This is a genomic window from Termitidicoccus mucosus, from assembly GCF_038725785.1.
GTDB lineage: Bacteria > Verrucomicrobiota > Verrucomicrobiia > Opitutales > Opitutaceae > Termitidicoccus > Termitidicoccus mucosus.
The window spans coordinates 7,784,717-7,804,349 of sequence record NZ_CP109796.1; the positions used below are offsets into that span (position 1 = coordinate 7,784,717).

Below are 19,633 nucleotides of genomic sequence, written 5' to 3' on the forward strand. Positions count from 1 at the left end.
AATCCGTCCCCTGTTTCCCGTCCCTCTTTCCTCTTTCTCCCTTTTCACCACGTCTTCCGCCGGAGAAGAAAGATAAAGAATAATACCATTTCCGAACGAGCTTTATATTTTAGGTAGGGCGAGGCGTCCCGCCGAGCCGTTGGCGCTCGCGGCTCGGCGGGACGCCTCGCCCTACCTAAACCGGACGGCACGGAGACAGTCCCTCCAAAAGGATAAATTTCGTTCGGAATTGGTATAAAGAGGAAAGAAGAGCGAGGGCGGCGGGCCGCTCACGCGGCGTCCGTCAGGCGCACCGGAATCCCGCGCGAGGCGAGCCAGGCTTTTACCTGCGGAACCGTCAGCGTGCCGAAGTGGAACAGGCTCGCGGCCAGCACCGCGCTCGCATGGCCCTCGTCGAGCACGTCCGCGAAATGCTCCAGCCGTCCGGCGCCGCCGCTGGCAATGACCGGCACCGTGACCGCGTCGCTGACCGCGCGGGTGAGCGCGCAGTCGTAGCCGGTCTGCATGCCGTCGCAATCCATGCTGGTGAGAAGAATCTCGCCCGCGCCGAGCGACACCGCTTGGCGCGCCCATGCGACCGCGTCGAGTTCGGTGGCGTTGCGTCCGCCGTGGGTGTAAACCCGCCAGGTTTTCCCGTCGGGCTCCCGCTTGGCGTCGATGGCGACGACGATGCACTGGTTGCCGAAGCGTCGCGACGCGTCCGCGACCAGCCGCGGATTCTGGATGGCGGAGGTGTTGAGCGAGACCTTGTCGGCGCCGCTCTTCAACATGCGCTCGATGTCATCGACCGTGCGCAGCCCGCCGCCGACGGTGAGCGGCATGAAGCACTGTTCGGCGGTGCGCGCCACAACGTCGTGCATGATGCCGCGCCCGTCGCTGGAGGCGGTGATGTCGAGGAACACCAGTTCGTCCGCGCCCTGCGCGTCGTAGGCCTTGGCGCACTCGACCGGGTCGCCGGCATCGCGCAGTTCCTGGAACTTCACGCCTTTGACGACGCGTCCGTTGGTCACATCAAGACAGGGGATGATTCGGCGGTTAAGCATGGCTGGGCGGATGATAACAAAAAACACGCCGCCCGGGGCAAGCGGCAAGTGCCCGCGCTTCGGTCCCGGGAGCAACTCAAAGTGATGTCACCGCCGGAATCTTTCCTCTTTATTCTTTATCTTTCCTCTTTCTCCCTGCCCGTGCCTGACGAAAGATAAAGATAAAGAGGAAAGAAGAAAGAGGGAATGACACAACTTTGAGTTGCACCCCCGCGTCCCGGCCAATCCCGGCATTGCAAACAACCCGGCCTTCGCCTCACTCGGGTTTTTCGCCAATCCGCGCCCGGCCATGCTCCACATCGTCCTTTTCCAACCCGAGATACCCCAGAACACCGGCAACATCGGGCGCATGTGCGCGCTCACCCGCTCGCGCCTGCACCTGATTCATCCGCTCGGCTTCAAGATCACCGATGCCCGGCTTCGCCGCGCCGGCATGGACTACTGGTATTCGCTCGATGTGCACCACCACGACGACTGGGCGGCATTTCGCGCCAGCCCCGCCGCCCCGGAGGGGCGGCTCTGGTTGCTCACGACCTCGAGCCGGCGCAGTTTTTGGGACGCCGGCTTCGCCGACGGCGACGGGCTCGTTTTTGGCAACGAAGGCCACGGCGCGCCCGCGTGGCTGCATGAGGAAATCGGGCCGGAGCGGTCCATCGCCATCCCGCATGCGAATCCCGCCTTGCGCTCGCTCAACCTCAGCACGGCGGCGGGCATCGCGTGCTACGAGGCATTGCGGCAGACCGGGCTGCTTCGGTGAGCGCATTCCATCCGGCGGCGCGGAGGCCGTCCGTTCATGAAGCCGCGCAACGCGCGGCTTGTATCATTTCATTGATACGCCTTCCTGGCATTTTCATAGGCCGGCATGTATTGCGGGGCGAGTTTTTCGAGATTGGCGATGCGCGACTCGTCGGAGGGGTGGGTGGACATCCAGGTGGGCGTGGAACCGCCGGAGTTTTTGGCCGCCATTTTTTTCCAGAAGGCGGCCGCCGCGCGCGGGTCGTAACCGGCGCCAGCCGCGAATTTCAGGCCGATGGTGTCGGCTTCCGTTTCGTGCAGGCGCGAGAAGGGCAGCAGCGCGCCGACCTGCACGCCCGCGCCGTAAAGCGCCATCACGCCGTCACGCGTGGCGGGGGCGACGTTGTAATAATCCATGGCGAGCGCGCCCACCGAGCTTACGCCGCTCGCGAGCATGTTTTGCGAAACGCGTTCCGCGCCGTGGCGCGAGGTGACGTGGGCGATTTCGTGGCCCATCACGCAGGCGAGCTCGTCGTCGCTCGCCACCAGCTTGAGCAGGCCGGTGTAAACGCCGACTTTTCCTCCGGGAAGCGCGAAGGCGTTGACCTGCTCCGAATCGAACACGACAAATTCCCATTGCGCGTTGGGCAGGTCGCGGCCGACGGCGCCGGCGATGCGCTGGCCGACACGCTGCACCTGGGCGTTGGCCTTGGCGTCGATGGAAATCTTTTCCTGCTTCTTGATATCCTCGAACGAGGCAAGGCCCATCTTCGCCTCGTCGCCGGCGGAAACCATGATGAGCTGCCTGCGCCCGGTTTCGGGCACCGAGGAACAGCCTGAAAGGGCGATGATGACCGAAATGAGTGAAAGGATGACCGTGATTTTCATAGGGATTGATGCTGCAACTTAGATGCGTAAGGCTCGCGAAGAGCAAGCCAAGACTGGCGGGCGGGCATGTGTTTACATCACCTCGTGAAGGCGGTGCGGTTGATGCCAATGGAGGGTTTTTCGCTACTTTGCATGGCTGAGGATGCGCGGGCGGCTGGAGGGATTGCGTGGCATGGGCGTCCACGCCCGTGTGTCCGTCCACGGGTTTGCGGCGCGAAACGCCGTCCACGGGCGGGGAACGCCCGTGCCACCCGACCCGCCCGCCTCGCGTCAGCCCCGGTCGACAAAGTGGAAACAGGGCATATCAAATTAAACTGAGGCCGATGCTTGAATCGATTGGCGGTTAAAATTTATATACAAGGTGTCATGGGCAAAAAAACTGAAATGAAGAAGGTTGTCATCACCGGCGTCACCCGCGGGTTGGGGCGCGCGCTGGCGGAGGAGCTTATTACGCGGGGGCATCTCGTGATCGGGTGCGGACGCGGCGCCGAGGGGATCATCGATCTGCGTTTCGCGCATGCCGCGCCGCATGATTTCTCCGTCGTGGACGTGACCGAGCCGGTCAAGGTCGAGCTTTGGGCGGAGCGCGTGCTGGGGATGCACGGCGCGCCGGATTTGTTGATCAACAACGCGGCGTTGATGAACGATCCCGCGCCGCTCTGGGAGGTGCCGGCGGAGAAGTTTTCGCGGCTGATCGACGTGAACATAAAAGGCACGGCCAATGTCATCCGCGCGTTTGCGCCCGCGATGGTGAAGGCGGGGCGCGGCGTGATCGTGAATTACAGCTCGGGCTGGGGGAGGTCGGTGGATGCGAAGGTCGCGCCGTATTGCGCATCGAAGTGGGCCATCGAGGGATTGACGCGCGCGCTGGCCGAGGAACTACCGGAGGGCATGGCGGCGGTGTCGCTCAATCCGGGTGTGATCGACACCGACATGCTGCGCCAGTGCTGGGCGGAAGGCGCGGAGGGGCACGCGAAGCCGGCCGAATGGGCGAAGCGCGCGGCGGACGTGGTGTTCGGTTTCGGCCCCAAGGACAATGGCCGGCCGGCGAGCGTGTGAGCGCGGCCGGCCGCCTTGAGGTCTGGCCGTTTTTTTAGTCCTGCCGATATTCTGCCTTGCCGCTTTGTTCGCGGCAGGCGCGCCTGCCATCGTGCAAGGATGAACCTCTTTGCTTAACTATTTAACCATCTTGAAACTTGCTGTGTGGCCGCATTGTCGTGCCTTGTCCTCTTCGCAATCAATTCTTGATCCCGATCCCCAAAGCAATGCCAGCCTCCATGAAACCTTGTAACCCTCTTAAAATTCGTAACTCTCTGGCCTGTCGGTTCTCCGCGGTCATCGGTGTCTGTGTGTGGCTCGCGTCCGTCACGCTGTCGCTTGCGGACGCCTCCGCGCAAACGTCGGCGCCGACAGGGAGTGTCACCGGACATGTTTACGACGCCTCCATCGACCAGTTTGTGCGCAACGCCGAAATCTCGGTGGAAGGCACGTCCATCGCCGTTGCGTCGGAGGACGGCGGCTATTACCGCTTGGACAACCTGCCCGCCGGACCGTCCACGCTCATCCTGAAATACTCCGGACGGCAAACGCGCACGTTCACGGTGAATGTCGTGCCGGGAGGCGCAACCCCGTTTGAAATGGAGCTGGGCGCGGCCATCGGTCCGCCGGCGGGGAAGAACGACGACGTGATTCTGCTGGAAAAGTTCACCGTCACCGGCGAACGCGAGGGCAACGCCAAGGCCTACATGGAGCAAAAGGCCTCCATGAACATGAAGAATGTGGTGGCGTCCGATGTGTTTGGCGAGATCGCCGACGGGAACGTTGCCGAATTTTTGAAATACATGCCCGGCCTCACCACCAATGACTCCGATGAAGCGCGCGATGTGAGCATCCGCGGCCTGAATTCGAAATATGGAGGGTTGACCATGGATGGCAACCGCCTCGCGAGTGGCTCCGGTGAAGTAGGATCATTCAGTTTTGACCAGATTTCCCTGACCAGCATCGACTCGATCGAGGTGAACAAGGTGCTGACCGCGGAACTGGATGGCGACGCGCCGGCGGGTATCATCAATGTGCGGACAAAAAGCCCGTTGGATCAAAAACGCATGCACCTGAATTGGGCCATGACCTTGTCGGGCAACTCGTATGACATATCTCTCGACAAGAAGCCCGGCTTCGGCGACCAGAGCATCCGCAGGGTGCGGCCGGCCGGCTCCTTCAGCTATTCGGATAATTTTCTCGGACGAAAACTGGGGATATCTCTCTCGGCAAGCCGCTCGGACTATGTCGCCCATCAGGAGATACTCAGGCAATATTATAATTATGGGACCACGGGACTTGGCACTCCCTATGTGAACGACATGCGCATTTATGACACGGACAAACGCTACATTCGCGACGCGCTGGATTTCGGCGTGGACTTTCAGGCCACCAGGGCGCTGCGCTTTCAACTGCGCATGACTTATGCGAGTATAAACACCGAGTCCCACCAATATGTCTCACGTTTTTACGCCAGCGCCTCCGCGCCCGAGGCCAGCGCCACTTATATGCGCTCCACCGATGGCGGAGGCCAGTTGCAACTGGGCAACGGAGGCAGCCGTGTCAAGGAAGGCGCCACGTTTGCCATCATGCCCAGCTTCACCTACAAAAAGAGCAATCTCACGATTGACGGGCGATTTGGTTATTCCCGCTCTTACACGGACGACGCTGACTTGGAGCATGGATATTTCCAATACGCGATGGTCAACATGACAGGCGTGACCGTTGGTGCGAGTCGCGCCGATACTGATTCCACGGCTTGGAACATTGTCGTGGACAGGGACATCAGCGATCCGGCCAACTTCGCATCTTATCAAAATCGGGCCTTGGACACCCACGACGAACAGGAAATGTACACTAGCGCGTTGAACCTCAAATGGATCATCCCTTGGTCTGTTCCCGCTTTTATCAAAACCGGCGTCGCATACAGGGCGACGGTTCGTCGCAAGGAGGATAACTCGGCATATTACTCTTATCTCGGGCCGGATCGCATCTCGGGCACGCCGGATGATAGTTATGCGGGCTGGGTTTCGTCAAAATCGTTCACCAATCATTATGGCATCAATATCTACGACACGAACGGGACACTGATGGATATCAAGCTGCCGAGCCGCACGCAACTGGCCACGATTTTTCGCGAGCACTCGCCGGATAGCGCCGATCCGTGGTTCACGGGCGACAAAAATGATGAATTCGAGACTTGGTTTCTAAATCGCGTCAATTACTGGGAGGAAATCCCCGCCGCGTATGTGATGGGCAATGCCAAATTTGGACGACTGCAACTACAGGCGGGTGTGCGCTGGGAACACACCGGACAACACATCAACCTCCTGCCCGATCCCTATGCGGACGAGGAAATGACAGCCATGGGGCTGCCCATAACACCAAAGGATGAAGCCTACTTGCAGGCAAAATACAAAGGCGGGCGGCGCGCATGGAAAGAAATCGAGTATGACGATTTATTTGCCAGCGCCTCCGCGCGGTGGATATTCACACAGAATCTCTTCCTGCGCGCCGGCTTTGCCCAGGCGATTCATCGCCCCAGCGTGACCCAGCTTCAGGATTTTTCGCAAATAACTGAAGACGCGCTGGACGACGAAGATTTAACTAGCATAAACATTAATCTACAGCCCGAGCGTTCCAATAATTATTCGATTGAGATCGAATATTATTTTGAGCCTTCGGGAAAGTTGTCGGCGAGTGTTTTTTGCAATGATATAAAGGATGTCATTTATAAGCGCAGCTATGTGCTATTCGACGAAAATAATAATCCGAAATATCGCTCCAAATGGGAAAATGGCGAACGGCTGACCATGCGGGGCTTCGAGCTTGAATACAGCCAGGCTTACACATTTTTGCCGGGGTTCCTCCGCTACACCGGTCTCTTTGCCAATTACACACATGTGTTTTTTGACAAGGACAACATGGAAAAGGAAAAACTCAGCGCCGGGACGGTTCCCCAAAACGCATCCGCGGGCATCTGGTTCGACAACCGGAAGCTCTCCGTGCGCTTGAAAAGCGTGTGGAGGGACGAGACTTTTTATCAGGCCAGCCAGTATCCCAAGGATGGGCCGGCGGATTATTACTATAATGTTCTCCGTCGCGAGCCTTCCATAAGATTTGATCTGGACATGGAATATAGGTTCAAGTTCGACAGCCTATCGTTGTCTTTCTTCGTGACGGGACGCAACATACTGAATGAGTCCCGCCGAACTTACTCGAACGTAAAGGGGCGTCTTTATGAGGAATCATTGCTCGGCGCCATGTGGACCGCCGGCATCAAGGGGGCCTTTTAAAATTCAAGAAACAAAATATTATCGAATAAATATCATGAACATTCATCGCGCGATTTTATATGTCATGGCGGCGTTCGCCGGTTTCGCATCCCAAGCCCTCGCCGCGCCTCCGGATGTCACGCCTGCCGCGCCCTACACGTATCACGACTACTCGACGGTGCCCTCGATACCTGGTGGCAAGGAAACCGCAACGTCGTTTACCTATGTGGAGAACCAATACCTGATCAGCACCAGCGACGAATACTACGTGGGTAGAAACGGAACAGACGCCGCGGGCATACATATTTCCAATGTCTATTGGGGATTCAAGCTCCCCGCCATCCGGGGGCCGCTTAAATCGGCCAAGCTGACGGCGAAGATAGATTATGTGCGCGCCCGGACGGTTCTTCAACTTTACGCCTTTGTGCCCGACACAAACCCGAGAATCCTCAAGAACGACACCAGCGGGAAAAAATATGATCCGGGAACACCCGCTAATCTGGATGACGATATTCCCCTGACAGGAATCTATGGCGTCAATTATTTTGAAAATAATACGGACAACAACTTCGTCACCGTGAAGACAGATCCGCGCCCTACTGTGCGACTGCTAAAGGACCGGTTCTATCAACGCGTGGTGTCGGGCAATGTCGCGGTTGATGAAACAGCGGAACTTGATCTCACGCCGTTTTTTCAACCCGGGGGCGCGCTGGCGGATTTTTATAGTACGGACGGCATGCCTGCTTCCATGGATGGAATGATATGGTTTCGGGTCAGCATATCCCTGAACACTGGAGGCGTAAATCGCGCGAGCATTGTTCAGGATGTAACTTCTCCCGACGCACCGAAACTGGAGTTCGTTTACGAGCATGTCCCCACGGCGTATGATCTCCCGCCGCCAGCGGACTGGCCGGCGGCGGACACGGATTCACGCCGCCAAACCGTCAGGGAAAACTATCTGCGCCTGCTCGATCGCAAACTCGACATGCAGCGCGCGGCCAATGTCCCGCAAATCGACACGGCGCTCGCCTCCGGCGAAGTCGTGCCCGCCAGCGTGCTCGAATACGCCTATGCGCAGGCATGGCGCGTATCAACAACTCCATATACACTCACCAACAATGCCGCGATTTCCCGCGACGCCTACATCACGAACGCCCGCGACGCGTTGACCGCGGCGACCAACGCCATGGGCAGCGCCAATCCCGCCATCGTCGCCGCCCAGACCGCCGAGCTTGCCCGCGGACTTGCCAGCCTCGCGGGCATTTATCGCTGCCTCGGCGCGACCCAAACCGGCGCGTCAACCTACGCGCTCGACGATGCCGCGCAAACCGCGCTCGCTGCGAAACTGGGCGCTTGCGCCGACGCCTTGCTCGCGCAGGCGAGTCCCGACTATGGCAGCTACGGGCGCGCCGCCTCCGCCGCGCAAGGTGTCGCCGCCGTCGCGAATCTTCCCAAGCTCGCGTCCGCCCCGAATCGCGCCGCCTGGCTCGCCTATGCCGGCGCCGTCTGGAACGACTGGAAACACGTCAACGACACCGTGGAAAACGCCCGCGGTTCCACCGGCCTTTGGCTGCACGCCACCGCGCTTCTCGCAAACGAGCTTGATGCCGCCACCGGTTCGGACGTTTACGCGAACCAGCTCAAGGACGCCGCCGCGGTGGCGTCGATTTCGCGCCACGCCGTGGCCATGTCGCCAAACGGCGTCCTGCCGGATTACGGCGAAAGCGACTGGGACGCGGGGTTTGCCTACTGGCTGGACGCGTTTGAGCGCCTGGGGTATTCGCACGGGCGCGCATCCTATTTTTCCGCAGCCTCGGCAATCAGCGCCTATCTCGAACAAAACAAGAGCATGGCCGTTGACGACATGGTCGGCCTCGTCGAGGCGTGTCGCGCCGTCGCGGCCACGCCGACCCTTACGCCCGAGACGCTGCCCGGCATCGCGTTGACAACCCGCGCCGACGACCAGGGTGACTCGCAATTCGACAAGGTTCACTTGCGAACCGGCGGCACGAGCGCGTCATTTGTCTCGCTCAATCTCCATGACCACGGGGGCAACGCGGGCGATGACACCGGCGCGGTTTCGCTCTACACGACAGGCTCGTCCGTGCTTCTCCACGGCACCGGCGAGGGAAACGCGTCCGCCAACCAGCGGCAAAACGCCTGGGCCACCGCGGGCGCGACCGCCGCCGACCTGCTCGCCACCGGCGGGCGCGTTGCCGCGAACACGCCCACGCGCTGGCTCGTCAATCATCGCTGGCCCGGCGCGTTCACGGCGTCCTCCAACGCCGCCGCGCCGCTCAATATCGCGAGCGTCAGCGGATTTTTCCTGCGCGTGACAAACACAGGCGCGTCGCCCGAGACGGTTTCCGTCAGCATCGACTCCGTCATCGGCGTCAAGCCCGACGGCGGCGAGGTGCAATTGCAGGGCGCGTGGAGTGGTTCCCCGAATGTCGCGGCCGGGGACACCGCCGACATCTCCGTCAGCGGGTTTTCGCTCAACCTGGGCGATTACGCCTATCTGCTCGTGAAGTGGCAAAGCAGCCATCCCGATCTCGTCGCGAGCTTCGGCATCACTGGCGCGTCGCTTTCCACGTCCGGAGCGCCCGACGGGCGTCCCGCCGCCACGACTTTGCTCACCGCCGCGGGCTCCAGCCTCCTTGAGGCGACCGCGCAGGATGACGCCCTCGCGCCCAAGGCGAGCCTCTCGCGCGTGATGCTCGACTCCGCGGGCCGCGCGATCACGCATCATCGCGACGTGCGTTTGCGCTTGCTCGACGGCGCGCTTTTCGTGCTCGACACGTTCGAGTTTGCCGAGGCGGGCAATTACACTGTCGGGCCTGTCTGGCACGCGCAAAACATCGTGAGCTCGGGCGCGTCCGCGCTTCCCGGCGCGGGCATTCAGGTGATAGCGCGGGACGACGCGCAAATCGACACCGCGGACAGCAAGGCGTCCGCCCCGCCAAGGCAGGTGCAATTCGATTTTGGCGCAGCATCCGCCATTGGCGAAACGGTCTCGCCGGCGACGCCCGTTTTTGCCAGCGCCAGCCATGCCTCCGGGCGCAACCCTCAAAGCGAACACTTCACCGCCGCCGTCACCGGCGCGCGCGTCGCCGGGGAAAACGTCACCATTGTCACGGTCATCCGTCCCAACCCGCCGGCGACGAATGCCAGCGACGGCGTGGTTCTCGACAAACGCTATGCCAATTTTGTCGATCTCAACGGGCGCGTGGTCGTGGGCGTGAATCCGTTTCCGACCATCGAGGGCGTCACGTATCCCGAGCTTACCCGCGGCGGGACGGTGATCTTGCAAGGCGTCAATTTTGAAAACGCCATCGAGCTTAAAATCGGCGATGTGATCGTGCCTGCCGGACAATGGACAATCAACGATGACACGCGCATAACCGCCACCGTGCCAATGGGCATCCCGGACACCGGATACATTGCCGTCACCAGCCTGAAGAGCACCGGCTACAGCCCCTCGCCCTACACCATCGCAATCGCTCCGCCGGCCGGGCAGGCGTTGGCCGCCGAGCAGGCGGTCGTCGCCGGGAAAAAACTGACGCTCACCGCGTCCACGGCGGGAAACCCGGCCCCCGCGTGCGCGTGGGAGGTTTCCAAGGACGGCGGCGTCACTTGGGAAACGATGGAGGGCGAGACATCAAGCACGCTCGTTGTTTCCAATGTCAGCGCGTCCATGGACGGCTGGCAGTATCGCTACACCGTTTCCAACCACGCCGGCAACGCGACAAGCAATGCCTCCACGCTTCGCGTCATCAAGGCGTGGCTCTCGCAACCCGTCGCGCTCGTCATCGACCAGGCGGGCGATATTTATGTCACGGACAACGGCTTCAAGACGGTCAATCGCATCGATGCCGCGGGCCAATTCGCGCGGGTCTCCGGCACGGCCAACGCCTCAAGCATCAACGGCGCCCGCTTCAGCAATCCCGCTGGAAAATACGCGAGCCCGAACGGCATTTCCATCACGCCGTTGAAAATGCTCCAGGTTTCCGACGCCGGCGCGAACAACGTTTATCAATTCGACCCCGACAAAACGCATGCAGGTGAAGCCCTCCCCGTGGCCATCGCAGGAAACGCCCCGGTTCATAGTGCCACGGTCGCAAGCGGCACGGGCACGCTCGATGCGACCGGCACCGCAGCCCGCTTCACGGCACCGTGGGGCATTGTCACCGACAGCGAGGTGGGCGTGTCGTTTGTCGCCGATTCGGCCAACCACACGATACGAATGATCTCCTACGGCCACGTAGTCACTACAATCGCAGGCAAGCCCGCCGTATCCGGCACTGACGACGGCATCGGCGCCGCCGCCCGTTTCAACACGCCCACGGCTTTGGCTTACGATCAAACCGCCCAAGTGCTCTATGTCGCCGACACTGGCAACCACGTTATCCGCATCGTCGATCTCGCTCCCGGTCCGAACCAATACCAGGTTACGCGCTACGCGGGTGCCTTTGGAGAAGAGGGCTTCGCCGATGGAACCTCGCTCGACGCCCGCTTCAACGCACCCCAAGGCCTTGCCGTTGACGGCGACGCCCTGCTTGTGGCTGACACCAACAATTCCACCATTCGCGAGATTGTCTCCGGAACTGTCGCGACGATAGCCGGCAGCGCAGGCAACCACGCAATCATTGACGCAACGGGAACCAGCGCGCGCTTCGACCACCCCTCGGGCTTGGCAATGGATGCAAATGGCATCCTATGGGTTGCCGACAGTGGCAACGCCACGCTTCGCAAAATCACGGTCAATGACGAAGTCACCACACCGCGATGGACCGATATCTACAAAGTGGACCCGCCCCCGCCTTCAAACGAGGGCACCCTCAGCGGTGACCTCGGCGGCGGTGGAAGCGGCGGCGGTGCGCATTCTCTATGGATGATCTTAGCCGTTGCCTTGCTCGGTGCAGCTCGCAAGACCATCGGTCGGAACCGTCGTTTTTGAAATCACACAATACAACAACAAGCACTGATAGTATTATCCTTATGAAAACACACTTTAAAAATTCCGGTATCACGCTGGGTATTTCCAGCATCTTTATGCTGGCCGTGGCGGGAATCCTGCAGGCTCAATCCCTCTCACCAGAAAATCTCGAAAAAACACCTGCAATTCAAACAAGCGGCACCGCTCCCGCACGCAAATCCAAGCCCGGCCTGCCGCCGCCGCCCATCCCGACATATGAAAACGTCGCCTATGGAAAACATAAGCAGCACGTCCTCGATTTCTGGAAAGCCGAATCTGCGACCCCCACGCCCGTAGTGTTTTATATCCATGGCGGCGCATGGAATGGCGGAGACAAAGTGAGCGTTTCCGGCCCCGAATATGGCACTGTCGAAGCCTATCTCGCCGAGGGCATATCGGTCGTTTCAATAAACTATCGCTATATAAAGGAAGCCGAGGCAGACGGCATCGTCCCTCCCGTGAAAGGTCCGCTGGGTGACGCTGCCCGCGCGCTCCAGTTTGTGCGCAGCAAAGCGAAGGAATGGAATATCGACAAAACGCGCATCGCCGCCACGGGCGGTTCGGCCGGCGCATGCACAAGCCTTTGGCTCGCCTTCCACGATGATCTTGCCGATCCCCAAAGCTCCGATCCGGTCGCCCGCGAATCCACCCGCCTCAAATGTGTCGCGGTCGCGTCGGCGCAAACCTCGCTCGACCCGAAGCAAATGAGGGACTGGATTCCCAATATAAAATACGGCGCGCATGCCTTCGGTTTCAAAAAAGACTATAAGAAAAAAATAGAATCTTTTGACGTATTTTATGCGAACCGTGAAAAAATCCTGCCGTGGATTGCCGAATATTCCCCATACGCGTTGGTCACGCCCGATGATCCACCGCTCTTCATGATCTATAAAAGCACGCCGAATATCGGCAAGGAAGCGAGCAACGCCACCCACTCGTCGAACTTCGGACAAAAACTCTATGAGCGGTGCAAGGAAGTCGGCGTGCCCTGCACATTCGTCCACCGCAGCACTCCGGAAAAAGACCGGATGACGATAAAAGACTTTCTCCTTCAGCAACTGAAAGGCTGCCAAAAGGAATGCAAGCCGCAGAAGAAATAACGGATTAAATTATCGAATGCCGGACACCGTTTGTCCTCGTTGCTTATTTAAAATATAAGAACAAAACTATGATACAGAAAGCCATTCCAATTTTATTGGTTCTATTTTTTTCGTCCCTGATGGCCTGTTCACAGCAAATCATCAGCGAGAAAAGTCTCCCCGGCTACTTTGCGCTGATTGACCCGCAAAACGTTCCCGTGATCTGCACCGACCCCGGGGACAAGGATCTCGTGCAACGAGCCGCCGGGTTTCTCCGGCGGGATCTCAACGCTGTTACAGGTCGCGAAGCGGAAATTATGAAACAGCCTCCGGCATCCGCACGGACAGTTGTCATTCTCGGCACCATTGACTCCTCGGAAACAATCCAGAAACTTGCCGCTCAAAAAAAAATCGACATTTCCAAGCTTAAGAACCAGTGGGATGCCTACTTGATACAGGCCGTTGAGCATCCCATGGAAGACGTGGCCAACGCGCTGGTCATCGTCGGAAGCAACAAGCGCGGCGTCGCCTACGGCGTGTTCGAATTGAGTCGGCAAATGGGCGTCTCGCCCTGGTACTGGTGGGCCGATGTGCCAGTTAAAAAGAAATCTGAAATATATATAAAATCAAATACACAGCTGACCGATGCCCCCAAGGTTAAATATCGTGGCATCTTTATAAATGATGAAGCCCCCTGCCTTACAGGCTGGTCGGATGAAAAATTCGGCGGACGAAATCACAAAATGTATGAAAAAGTTTTCGAACTGCTGCTGCGTCTGAAAGGCAATTATCTATGGCCTGCTATGTGGCGCGACCGCTTTTTCGAAGATGATCCGCTGAATGCGCAACTCGCCGACGAATACGGCATCGTCATGAGCACATCGCATCACGAACCCATGATGCGCAACGCCAACGAATGGAAACGTCACGGCAAGGGCGAATGGGACTACGAAACCAACGGACAAAGCTTCCGCGATTATTGGAAAAAGGGAATCGAGCGCATGGGTGGCCGGGAAAGCATCGTCACTGTCGGTATGCGCGGCGAACGCGACCGCCCAATGACCAAGGACGGGACGCCAATCGAACTTCTCACGCGCATTATAAATGACCAGCGCGACATTATCGCCGACGTCACGGGCAAACCAGCTTCGGAAACACCGCAACTCTGGGCCATATATAAGGAAGTCCAGGATTATTACGACAAAGGCATGCAGGTACCGGACGATATCACGCTCCTCTTCTGCGACGACAACTGGGGCAATATCCGCCGCGTGCCCAAGGCGGCCGAGATGTCTCGCCCCGGCGGTTCCGGCGTCTATTATCATTTCGATTTCGTCGGCGGGCCGAGAAGCTATAAATGGATTAATAGCAATTCCATCTCGCGCATCTGGGAGCAAATGCATTTGGCCTATGAACACAATATGCGCACGATTTGGATTGTGAATGTCGGCGATATCAAGCCGATGGAATTTCCGATTTCCTTCTTCCTCGATTATGCGTGGAATCCTGAAAAAATCAGCGCAAGTGACCTTCCGCATTACGCCGTAAGCTGGGCAGCGGATCAATTCGGTGAAAATTTCGGATCCCAAATCGGAAAAATTATATTTGAGTATTCGAGCCTGAATAATCGTCCGAAACCGGAAGTCTTGGATGTCGATATTTATTCGCTTCACAATTACGACGAGGCCCAGCGTGTGACGAGGGAATATAAAAATCTGCTCGCCGCCGCCCGGCGGGCGGGCGCGCAGCTGGCGCCCGAATATGAGGCAGCTTATTTTGAGCTCGTATTGCACCCGGTCGAGGCGCTCGCAAACCTGAACGAACTTTATACAACGATCGCGCTCAATCGCGACGCAGCCACTCGCAAGGATCCTGCGGCAAACACCCTCGCCGACAAAGCCAGGGAACTTTTTGCGAATGACGAGGCGCTCTCCGACAAGTACAATTCACTACTCGGAGGAAAATGGAATCACATGATGGACCAGCCGCATATTGGCAAGGGAGAGGCATTCCGCATGCTGGAAAAGCAGCAAATGCCCGAGGTGAAATACGCCCCGGCCGATTCACCGCCAATCACAGCGGCACCTGCGGCAGTTCTTCCGTCAACATCACAAAAACAGATCCCCGGGGGGGCCAAAGGAAACATTTTCTACGAGGCCGATGCTGTTGTCTCAATGAATGCGGAAAATTATTCACGCGCCTCCAATGCAAATGGAATCGAGTGGACAATTATCCCTGGAATTGGGCGAACTGGCGCTGGATTGACCATCTTTCCTGTGACAGCCAGTGTGCAATCACCAGGGAAAAAAGGCTCCCCCTGCGTCGAATATGAGTTCTACACCTATAGCAAAGACGATGTCACGATTCATGGTTATTTTTGTCCGACTCTTAATTTCCGCAATGCGCCCAAAGGACTGCGTTACGCCATATCCATAGATGATGAAGTACCACAGATCATTTCCATCAATCAGGATGGGCGCCGAAAGACTTGGGAAAAATGGGTTGCTTACAATATCATTATTCCTTCAAGCAAACACCGGATTGCTACGTCAGGCAGACATGTAATGAAGTTTTGGCTGGTCGATGCCGGTCCGGTTGTTCAGAAATTCGTGTTGGATTTCGGGGGGATGAAAAAGAGTCACTTGGGACCTCCTGAAACGCTGTTCAAAAATTTTGAGCCTGCGTTCTTTGAGTCGGCGCAGGAAGTTTTGCCATGAGGCCTTGTCCTTCCTGATACCTTCCTCCACCGCGAGCACCTCGCGGTAGCCCTTGGCGTTCACGCCCACCTCGGCGCGGAAATAACTGTGGTCCCCACCTTTCAGGGTAAGGCGCGCGAACGGATCGTCGCCCGGCGTTGCGTGATGTAGTTCACGATGCTGCCGAGCGCGACCTGGCCGTAGAGCATGGACGCGGGGCCTTTCACCACCTCGACGCGCTGCACGGTCACAGTGTCGATGTAGGCTTCGCCCTCGAAGCCGTCGTGCTGCGGCGATTGGTCGAAGCCGCGGATGTTATAGACCGCATTGCCGGCGGTGAACTCGCGGCCGGGCTGGTGACGGAAGGCGCGAACTGCACGATGTCCCAGAGATCGTGCGCGCCGACGTCCTCGATGAACTGCTCGGTGAACGCGCTCACGGCGAAGGGCAGGTCCTTGATAGGCGTGCTGATGCGCGTGGCGGAGACGGAGTTGGCGGCGAGATAGCCCTTGTCCTGCGTGGTGGACACGCGGATCTCGGGCAGCACGATGGTTTCGCCATCGGGCGGAGTTTGGGAAACGGCGTCCGTGGACGGAGTCGCGGAGGAGGTTTGCTGCGCTGAAGCGAGCGAAGAAAAAACGAGCGAGACTAGGATGAAGGCGAGTAGGAAATAAAGCAGGTTTACCGTTTTACTGATGTGTGCGAATGCATGGTGACTGGTAGTTCTGCTTTGTTCATGATGGGTAGTTCTAGGTTTCGGAGGAATGGACGCCTGCGCGAACATCGACCAGGCAGGGGAGGAAGCTCATCCAACCTGAACGGCGTGCCGATGTGCGCCGGTTGATCAATATACACACATCCGGCATGCCTGCCAAGCGGCGGAGTTTTTTATTCGGCCAAGACGGAACGATCTTGGTTTTGTATTCAATGACTTGATACAACTGATGACGGAGTGGCGGGGATTGAGTGCCGACGAAGCAATGCACGATTGGCAGCGGGCGACAAATCCGAACCAGCCAGTCGTCGTCTATGCACCTCTTCAAGCCAGCCCAGCCTTTGTGTCGATGCCGCACTTCGCCGCCAGCCCCATTGCGGGTATGGTTCAAAACAATTGTCTTGAGTTATTTTTTACATTTAGAAAATACATAATATCATCATGGATAGTATATTGCAATCATATCATGGAAATATATATCAAATAAGTGGAACGTTTCACTAAAACGTTTGACTTACTCGAAAATTTCTTACCTTTTGTGTCTTCGTCGCCGGCCTTTTCGCATCCCTGGCCTTTCCTCCCCTCATTTTCAGATTTCTTATCCCCATGCACTCGCATCCTCTCCTCCAGTCAGCCTCGTTTGCCGCGCTTTTGTGCGGCGCATCGGTTGGCTTTGTCTCAGCCCAGCAGGTGACGCCGGTGAACACCGACGAATCTCCTTCCGCGAACGAGGAGGTGGTCACGCTTCCCGAGTTCACCGTTTCCGATACCCGCACCAACGAATACGTGGCCGCCGAGTCCGTCACCGGCACGCGCGTGGCGACGAAGCTCATCGACTTGCCGTTCACGGTGAATGTCATCACCGGAGAGTTTCTCGATGATTTCGGTGCGCTCGAGTTTCGCGAGCAGACCGCCTACACCAGCAACGTCGTCGGTTACGAAACCATTTCCACCGGCTACAGCGTGCGCGGCATCGACGCGAATGTTCAGTTGCGAAACGGATTCCGGCGCATCGGCCTCATCGACAAGGTCGGCGTCGAGCGCGTCGAGGTCATCAAGGGCGCGGCGGCGTCGATTTACGGCACGGTGATGCCGGGCGGCACGGTCAACATTATCACCAAGAAACCGAAGACAAAACCCGAGCAGCGCTTCGGCTTCACCGTCGGCGCACACAACCTTCACCGCGCGCAGGCCTCCACCACCGGCCCGCTCGGTGCGAGTGGAAAACTGTTCTACCGCGTCGATGTCGCGGCCGACAGCACCAAATACGATATCGATTACAAAAAGAAAACCCAGGCGACCGCGGTGGGCAGCGTCATGTGGAAAATCACTCCGGTCACCAGCCTGCTCGTCGAATACGAATACCTGAAGAGAAATGAAATCGGCAACGCCTCCGTCCCATCCCGTCGCAAGGTCGTTGATGATCCCTATTTCCCCATCCTTTCCGCCGCGGAGACGCCCTATAATTTCACGAGAGCCCAGCGCACCTACACCAGTTACGACGGCGTCGCCACGGAGATTTTCGACTTCAATTCCCAGGGACCGAACACCTACGCCAAGCGCGATATTCATACCGTCACCGCGACATTTGAGCATCGCTTCAACTCGATCTTCTCCATGCGCAGCAGCGCGAACTGGTTCACGCGCACGCTTGAACGGCAGGAGCTTTCCGGACGCAACTATGACCCCGTCTCCAACAGCGTGGATCTCGCCGTCCCGCGACTCCGCCCGTTCGACGAGGGGGGCGCGGCGTGGCAGACTGATTTTCTTGCCGCGTGGAAGACCGGCCCGATCAAGCACATGACGCTGCTCACCTTCGACTGGCAGCGGCAGACCGAGAAGCCCGAGCGCTGGGACAGCAACACGGTTTCCGTCAATGTCACCACGCCCGCCGGCACCAACACCCGCGCGCTGCCCCTCGCTTTTCCGGGCGCCTCCGGCCTTCCCAGCGGTGCCACCATCTCGGGCCCCGTCGGTTCGACCTACATGATGGGAGATTTCCCGCTCATCATCCGCGCCGACCGCACCCTCGGCATCCCGGTGAACAATTCCGACCTCCGTTTCATCTCCTACCATGACGACCCCACGCTCTACAGCCTCTTCCAGAAGGAGGACAACAAGCTCGACCTCTTCGGCATTTTCCTCAGCGAGCGCATGACCTTTTGGGACGACCGCGTCACCCTGCTCGCCGGCGGGCGCTATGACTACGAGCGCAACCACGCGCGGAATCTCGTGACCGGCACCAGCAGCAAAAACACCACTACCGAACCCAGCTACCAGGTCGGCCTCAACATTCGCGTCCTCCCCGACCTCACCGCTTACGTGAATTCCTCCCGCTCCTTCGTCCCGCAGTTTTCCACCGGCGTTGACGAGGATGGCCTGCCGTTCGACGTGCCGACCGAAACCGGCGAATGCTGGGAATTCGGCTTCAAGGCCAGCATGCTGGACGGGCGCCTCACCTTCACCGCCGCCCACTTCGATCTCTCGCGCAACAATGTCACCCGCGAAGCCTACCGCGAGGACGGCAGCATTTACAACATCACCACCGGCAAGGAAACATCCAAGGGCTACGAGCTGGATTTCAACTGGAGCATCACGCAGTCGCTGCAATTCTTCGGCGGCTACGGTTACACCGTCGCAAAGATCGTCGACAGCTCCGATGCGCCTTCCTTCGAAGGGCGGCCCACCCGGCGCACACCGCGCAACTCCTTCGGTTTCGGTTCCAAATACAACGTGAAAACCGGTCCGCTCAAGGGCGCCTATGCCACCATCGGCTATAAATACAGCGACAAGTCCCTCACCGCGGCGCCGGGCCGGCGCACCATCACCACCAGCAGCGGCGACATCCAAAACCTGCGCATGCCAAACGGCCGCCTGATCGCGCCCGAGTTTCCCGAGGGGGCGATCATTCCCCGGGGCACGCTCGTGCCGGGCACGACTTCATATTATAGTTTCAGCGTGGACGACGGACGCGACACGCTTTGGAACGGCTCCTATCAGCTCTTTGACGCCAGCATCGGCTATCGCTGGAAGGTCGCTCGTCGCTTCACCCACAAGGTCCAGCTCAACGTCAGCAACATCCTCGACGAGAAATACACTTACGGTTCGGCCGGGCACGGCCCCGCCCGCGGCTGGATGCTCACCTATGATCTCACCTTCTGAGCCGCCTCCCGCCTCCTCGTAATTATA

The 19,633-nt window shown here is 58.6% G+C and carries 11 protein-coding genes and 1 pseudogene; 7 read left to right on the forward strand and 5 right to left on the reverse strand.

Translation table 11 applies throughout. The features are described 5' to 3' along the window. Positions 1–269: 269 nt before the first annotated feature. Positions 270–1,043 (reverse strand): imidazole glycerol phosphate synthase subunit HisF, encoded by a 774-nt coding sequence (hisF, locus tag OH491_RS27240; RefSeq protein WP_068772855.1) that lies wholly within the window; start codon positions 1,041–1,043, stop codon positions 270–272. A gap of 289 nt (positions 1,044–1,332) precedes the next feature. Here hisF and OH491_RS27245 point away from each other — a divergent pair, with 289 nt between their 5' ends. After that, positions 1,333–1,800: a tRNA (cytidine(34)-2'-O)-methyltransferase gene (locus OH491_RS27245; protein ID WP_068772854.1), complete on the forward strand. Its 468-nt coding sequence runs from the start codon at positions 1,333–1,335 to the stop codon at positions 1,798–1,800. 68 nt (positions 1,801–1,868) lie between these two features. On the opposite strand, the gene OH491_RS27250 is transcribed toward OH491_RS27245, so the two are convergent. After that, entirely contained in the window at positions 1,869–2,666 is a 798-nt protein-coding gene (locus OH491_RS27250) for a M48 family metallopeptidase (RefSeq protein ID WP_068772748.1), read from the reverse strand. 366 nt (positions 2,667–3,032) lie between these two features. On the opposite strand from OH491_RS27250, the gene OH491_RS27255 reads away from it, so the two are divergent. The 5 genes from OH491_RS27255 to OH491_RS27275 all read left to right on the forward strand — a co-directional run bounded on the left by OH491_RS27255 (position 3,033) and on the right by OH491_RS27275 (position 15,750). Beyond that, positions 3,033–3,725: an SDR family NAD(P)-dependent oxidoreductase gene (locus tag OH491_RS27255; protein WP_068772747.1), complete on the forward strand. Its 693-nt coding sequence runs from the start codon at positions 3,033–3,035 to the stop codon at positions 3,723–3,725. Positions 3,726–4,015: 290 nt separating this feature from the next. After that, positions 4,016–7,000 (forward strand): outer membrane beta-barrel protein, encoded by a 2,985-nt coding sequence (locus OH491_RS27260; protein ID WP_068772746.1) that lies wholly within the window; start codon positions 4,016–4,018, stop codon positions 6,998–7,000. Between the two features lie 34 nt (positions 7,001–7,034). Next, positions 7,035–11,936 (forward strand): hypothetical protein, encoded by a 4,902-nt coding sequence (locus OH491_RS27265; protein ID WP_068772745.1) that lies wholly within the window; start codon positions 7,035–7,037, stop codon positions 11,934–11,936. 41 nt (positions 11,937–11,977) lie between these two features. Further along, the gene (locus tag OH491_RS27270; RefSeq protein WP_334319677.1) at positions 11,978–13,054 is read left to right on the forward strand and encodes an alpha/beta hydrolase; all 1,077 of its coding nucleotides are present in this window, start codon (positions 11,978–11,980) and stop codon (positions 13,052–13,054) included. A gap of 68 nt (positions 13,055–13,122) precedes the next feature. Next, a complete protein-coding gene (locus OH491_RS27275; RefSeq protein ID WP_068772744.1) occupies positions 13,123–15,750 on the forward strand; it encodes a glycosyl hydrolase 115 family protein in 2,628 nt (875 codons plus the stop codon). Here the strand turns inward: OH491_RS27275 and OH491_RS28380 are convergent. The 3 genes and pseudogenes from OH491_RS28380 to OH491_RS27285 all read right to left on the reverse strand — a co-directional run. Next, positions 15,706–15,819: pseudogene (locus OH491_RS28380) on the reverse strand (transposase); the annotation flags it as partial. The gene OH491_RS27275 and the pseudogene OH491_RS28380 sit on opposite strands and share 45 nt — an antisense overlap. A gap of 32 nt (positions 15,820–15,851) precedes the next feature. Continuing rightward, the gene (locus OH491_RS27280; protein ID WP_334319700.1) at positions 15,852–16,043 is read right to left on the reverse strand and encodes a TonB-dependent receptor plug domain-containing protein; all 192 of its coding nucleotides are present in this window, start codon (positions 16,041–16,043) and stop codon (positions 15,852–15,854) included. Then, positions 15,977–16,276, reverse strand: coding sequence for a hypothetical protein (locus tag OH491_RS27285; protein WP_068772743.1), 300 nt, complete (start codon positions 16,274–16,276; stop codon positions 15,977–15,979). Before OH491_RS27285 ends, OH491_RS27280 begins: the two co-directional genes overlap by 67 nt. 774 nt (positions 16,277–17,050) lie before the next feature. On the opposite strand from OH491_RS27285, the gene OH491_RS27290 reads away from it, so the two are divergent. Next, entirely contained in the window at positions 17,051–19,606 is a 2,556-nt protein-coding gene (locus OH491_RS27290; protein WP_068772742.1) for a TonB-dependent siderophore receptor, read from the forward strand. Positions 19,607–19,633: the final 27 nt, after the last annotated feature.

Bases quoted from the DNA above. Each gene is read 5' to 3' on its own strand.
- hisF (WP_068772855.1), bottom strand. From the start codon at position 1,043: ATGCTTAACCGCCGAATCATCCCCTGTCTTGATGTGACCAACGGACGC.
- OH491_RS27245 (WP_068772854.1), top strand. From the start codon at position 1,333: ATGCTCCACATCGTCCTTTTCCAACCCGAGATACCCCAGAACACCGGC.
- OH491_RS27250 (WP_068772748.1), bottom strand. From the start codon at position 2,666: ATGAAAATCACGGTCATCCTTTCACTCATTTCGGTCATCATCGCCCTT.
- OH491_RS27255 (WP_068772747.1), top strand. From the start codon at position 3,033: ATGGGCAAAAAAACTGAAATGAAGAAGGTTGTCATCACCGGCGTCACC.
- OH491_RS27265 (WP_068772745.1), top strand. From the start codon at position 7,035: ATGAACATTCATCGCGCGATTTTATATGTCATGGCGGCGTTCGCCGGT.
- OH491_RS27270 (WP_334319677.1), top strand. From the start codon at position 11,978: ATGAAAACACACTTTAAAAATTCCGGTATCACGCTGGGTATTTCCAGC.
- OH491_RS27275 (WP_068772744.1), top strand. From the start codon at position 13,123: ATGATACAGAAAGCCATTCCAATTTTATTGGTTCTATTTTTTTCGTCC.
- OH491_RS27290 (WP_068772742.1), top strand. From the start codon at position 17,051: ATGCACTCGCATCCTCTCCTCCAGTCAGCCTCGTTTGCCGCGCTTTTG.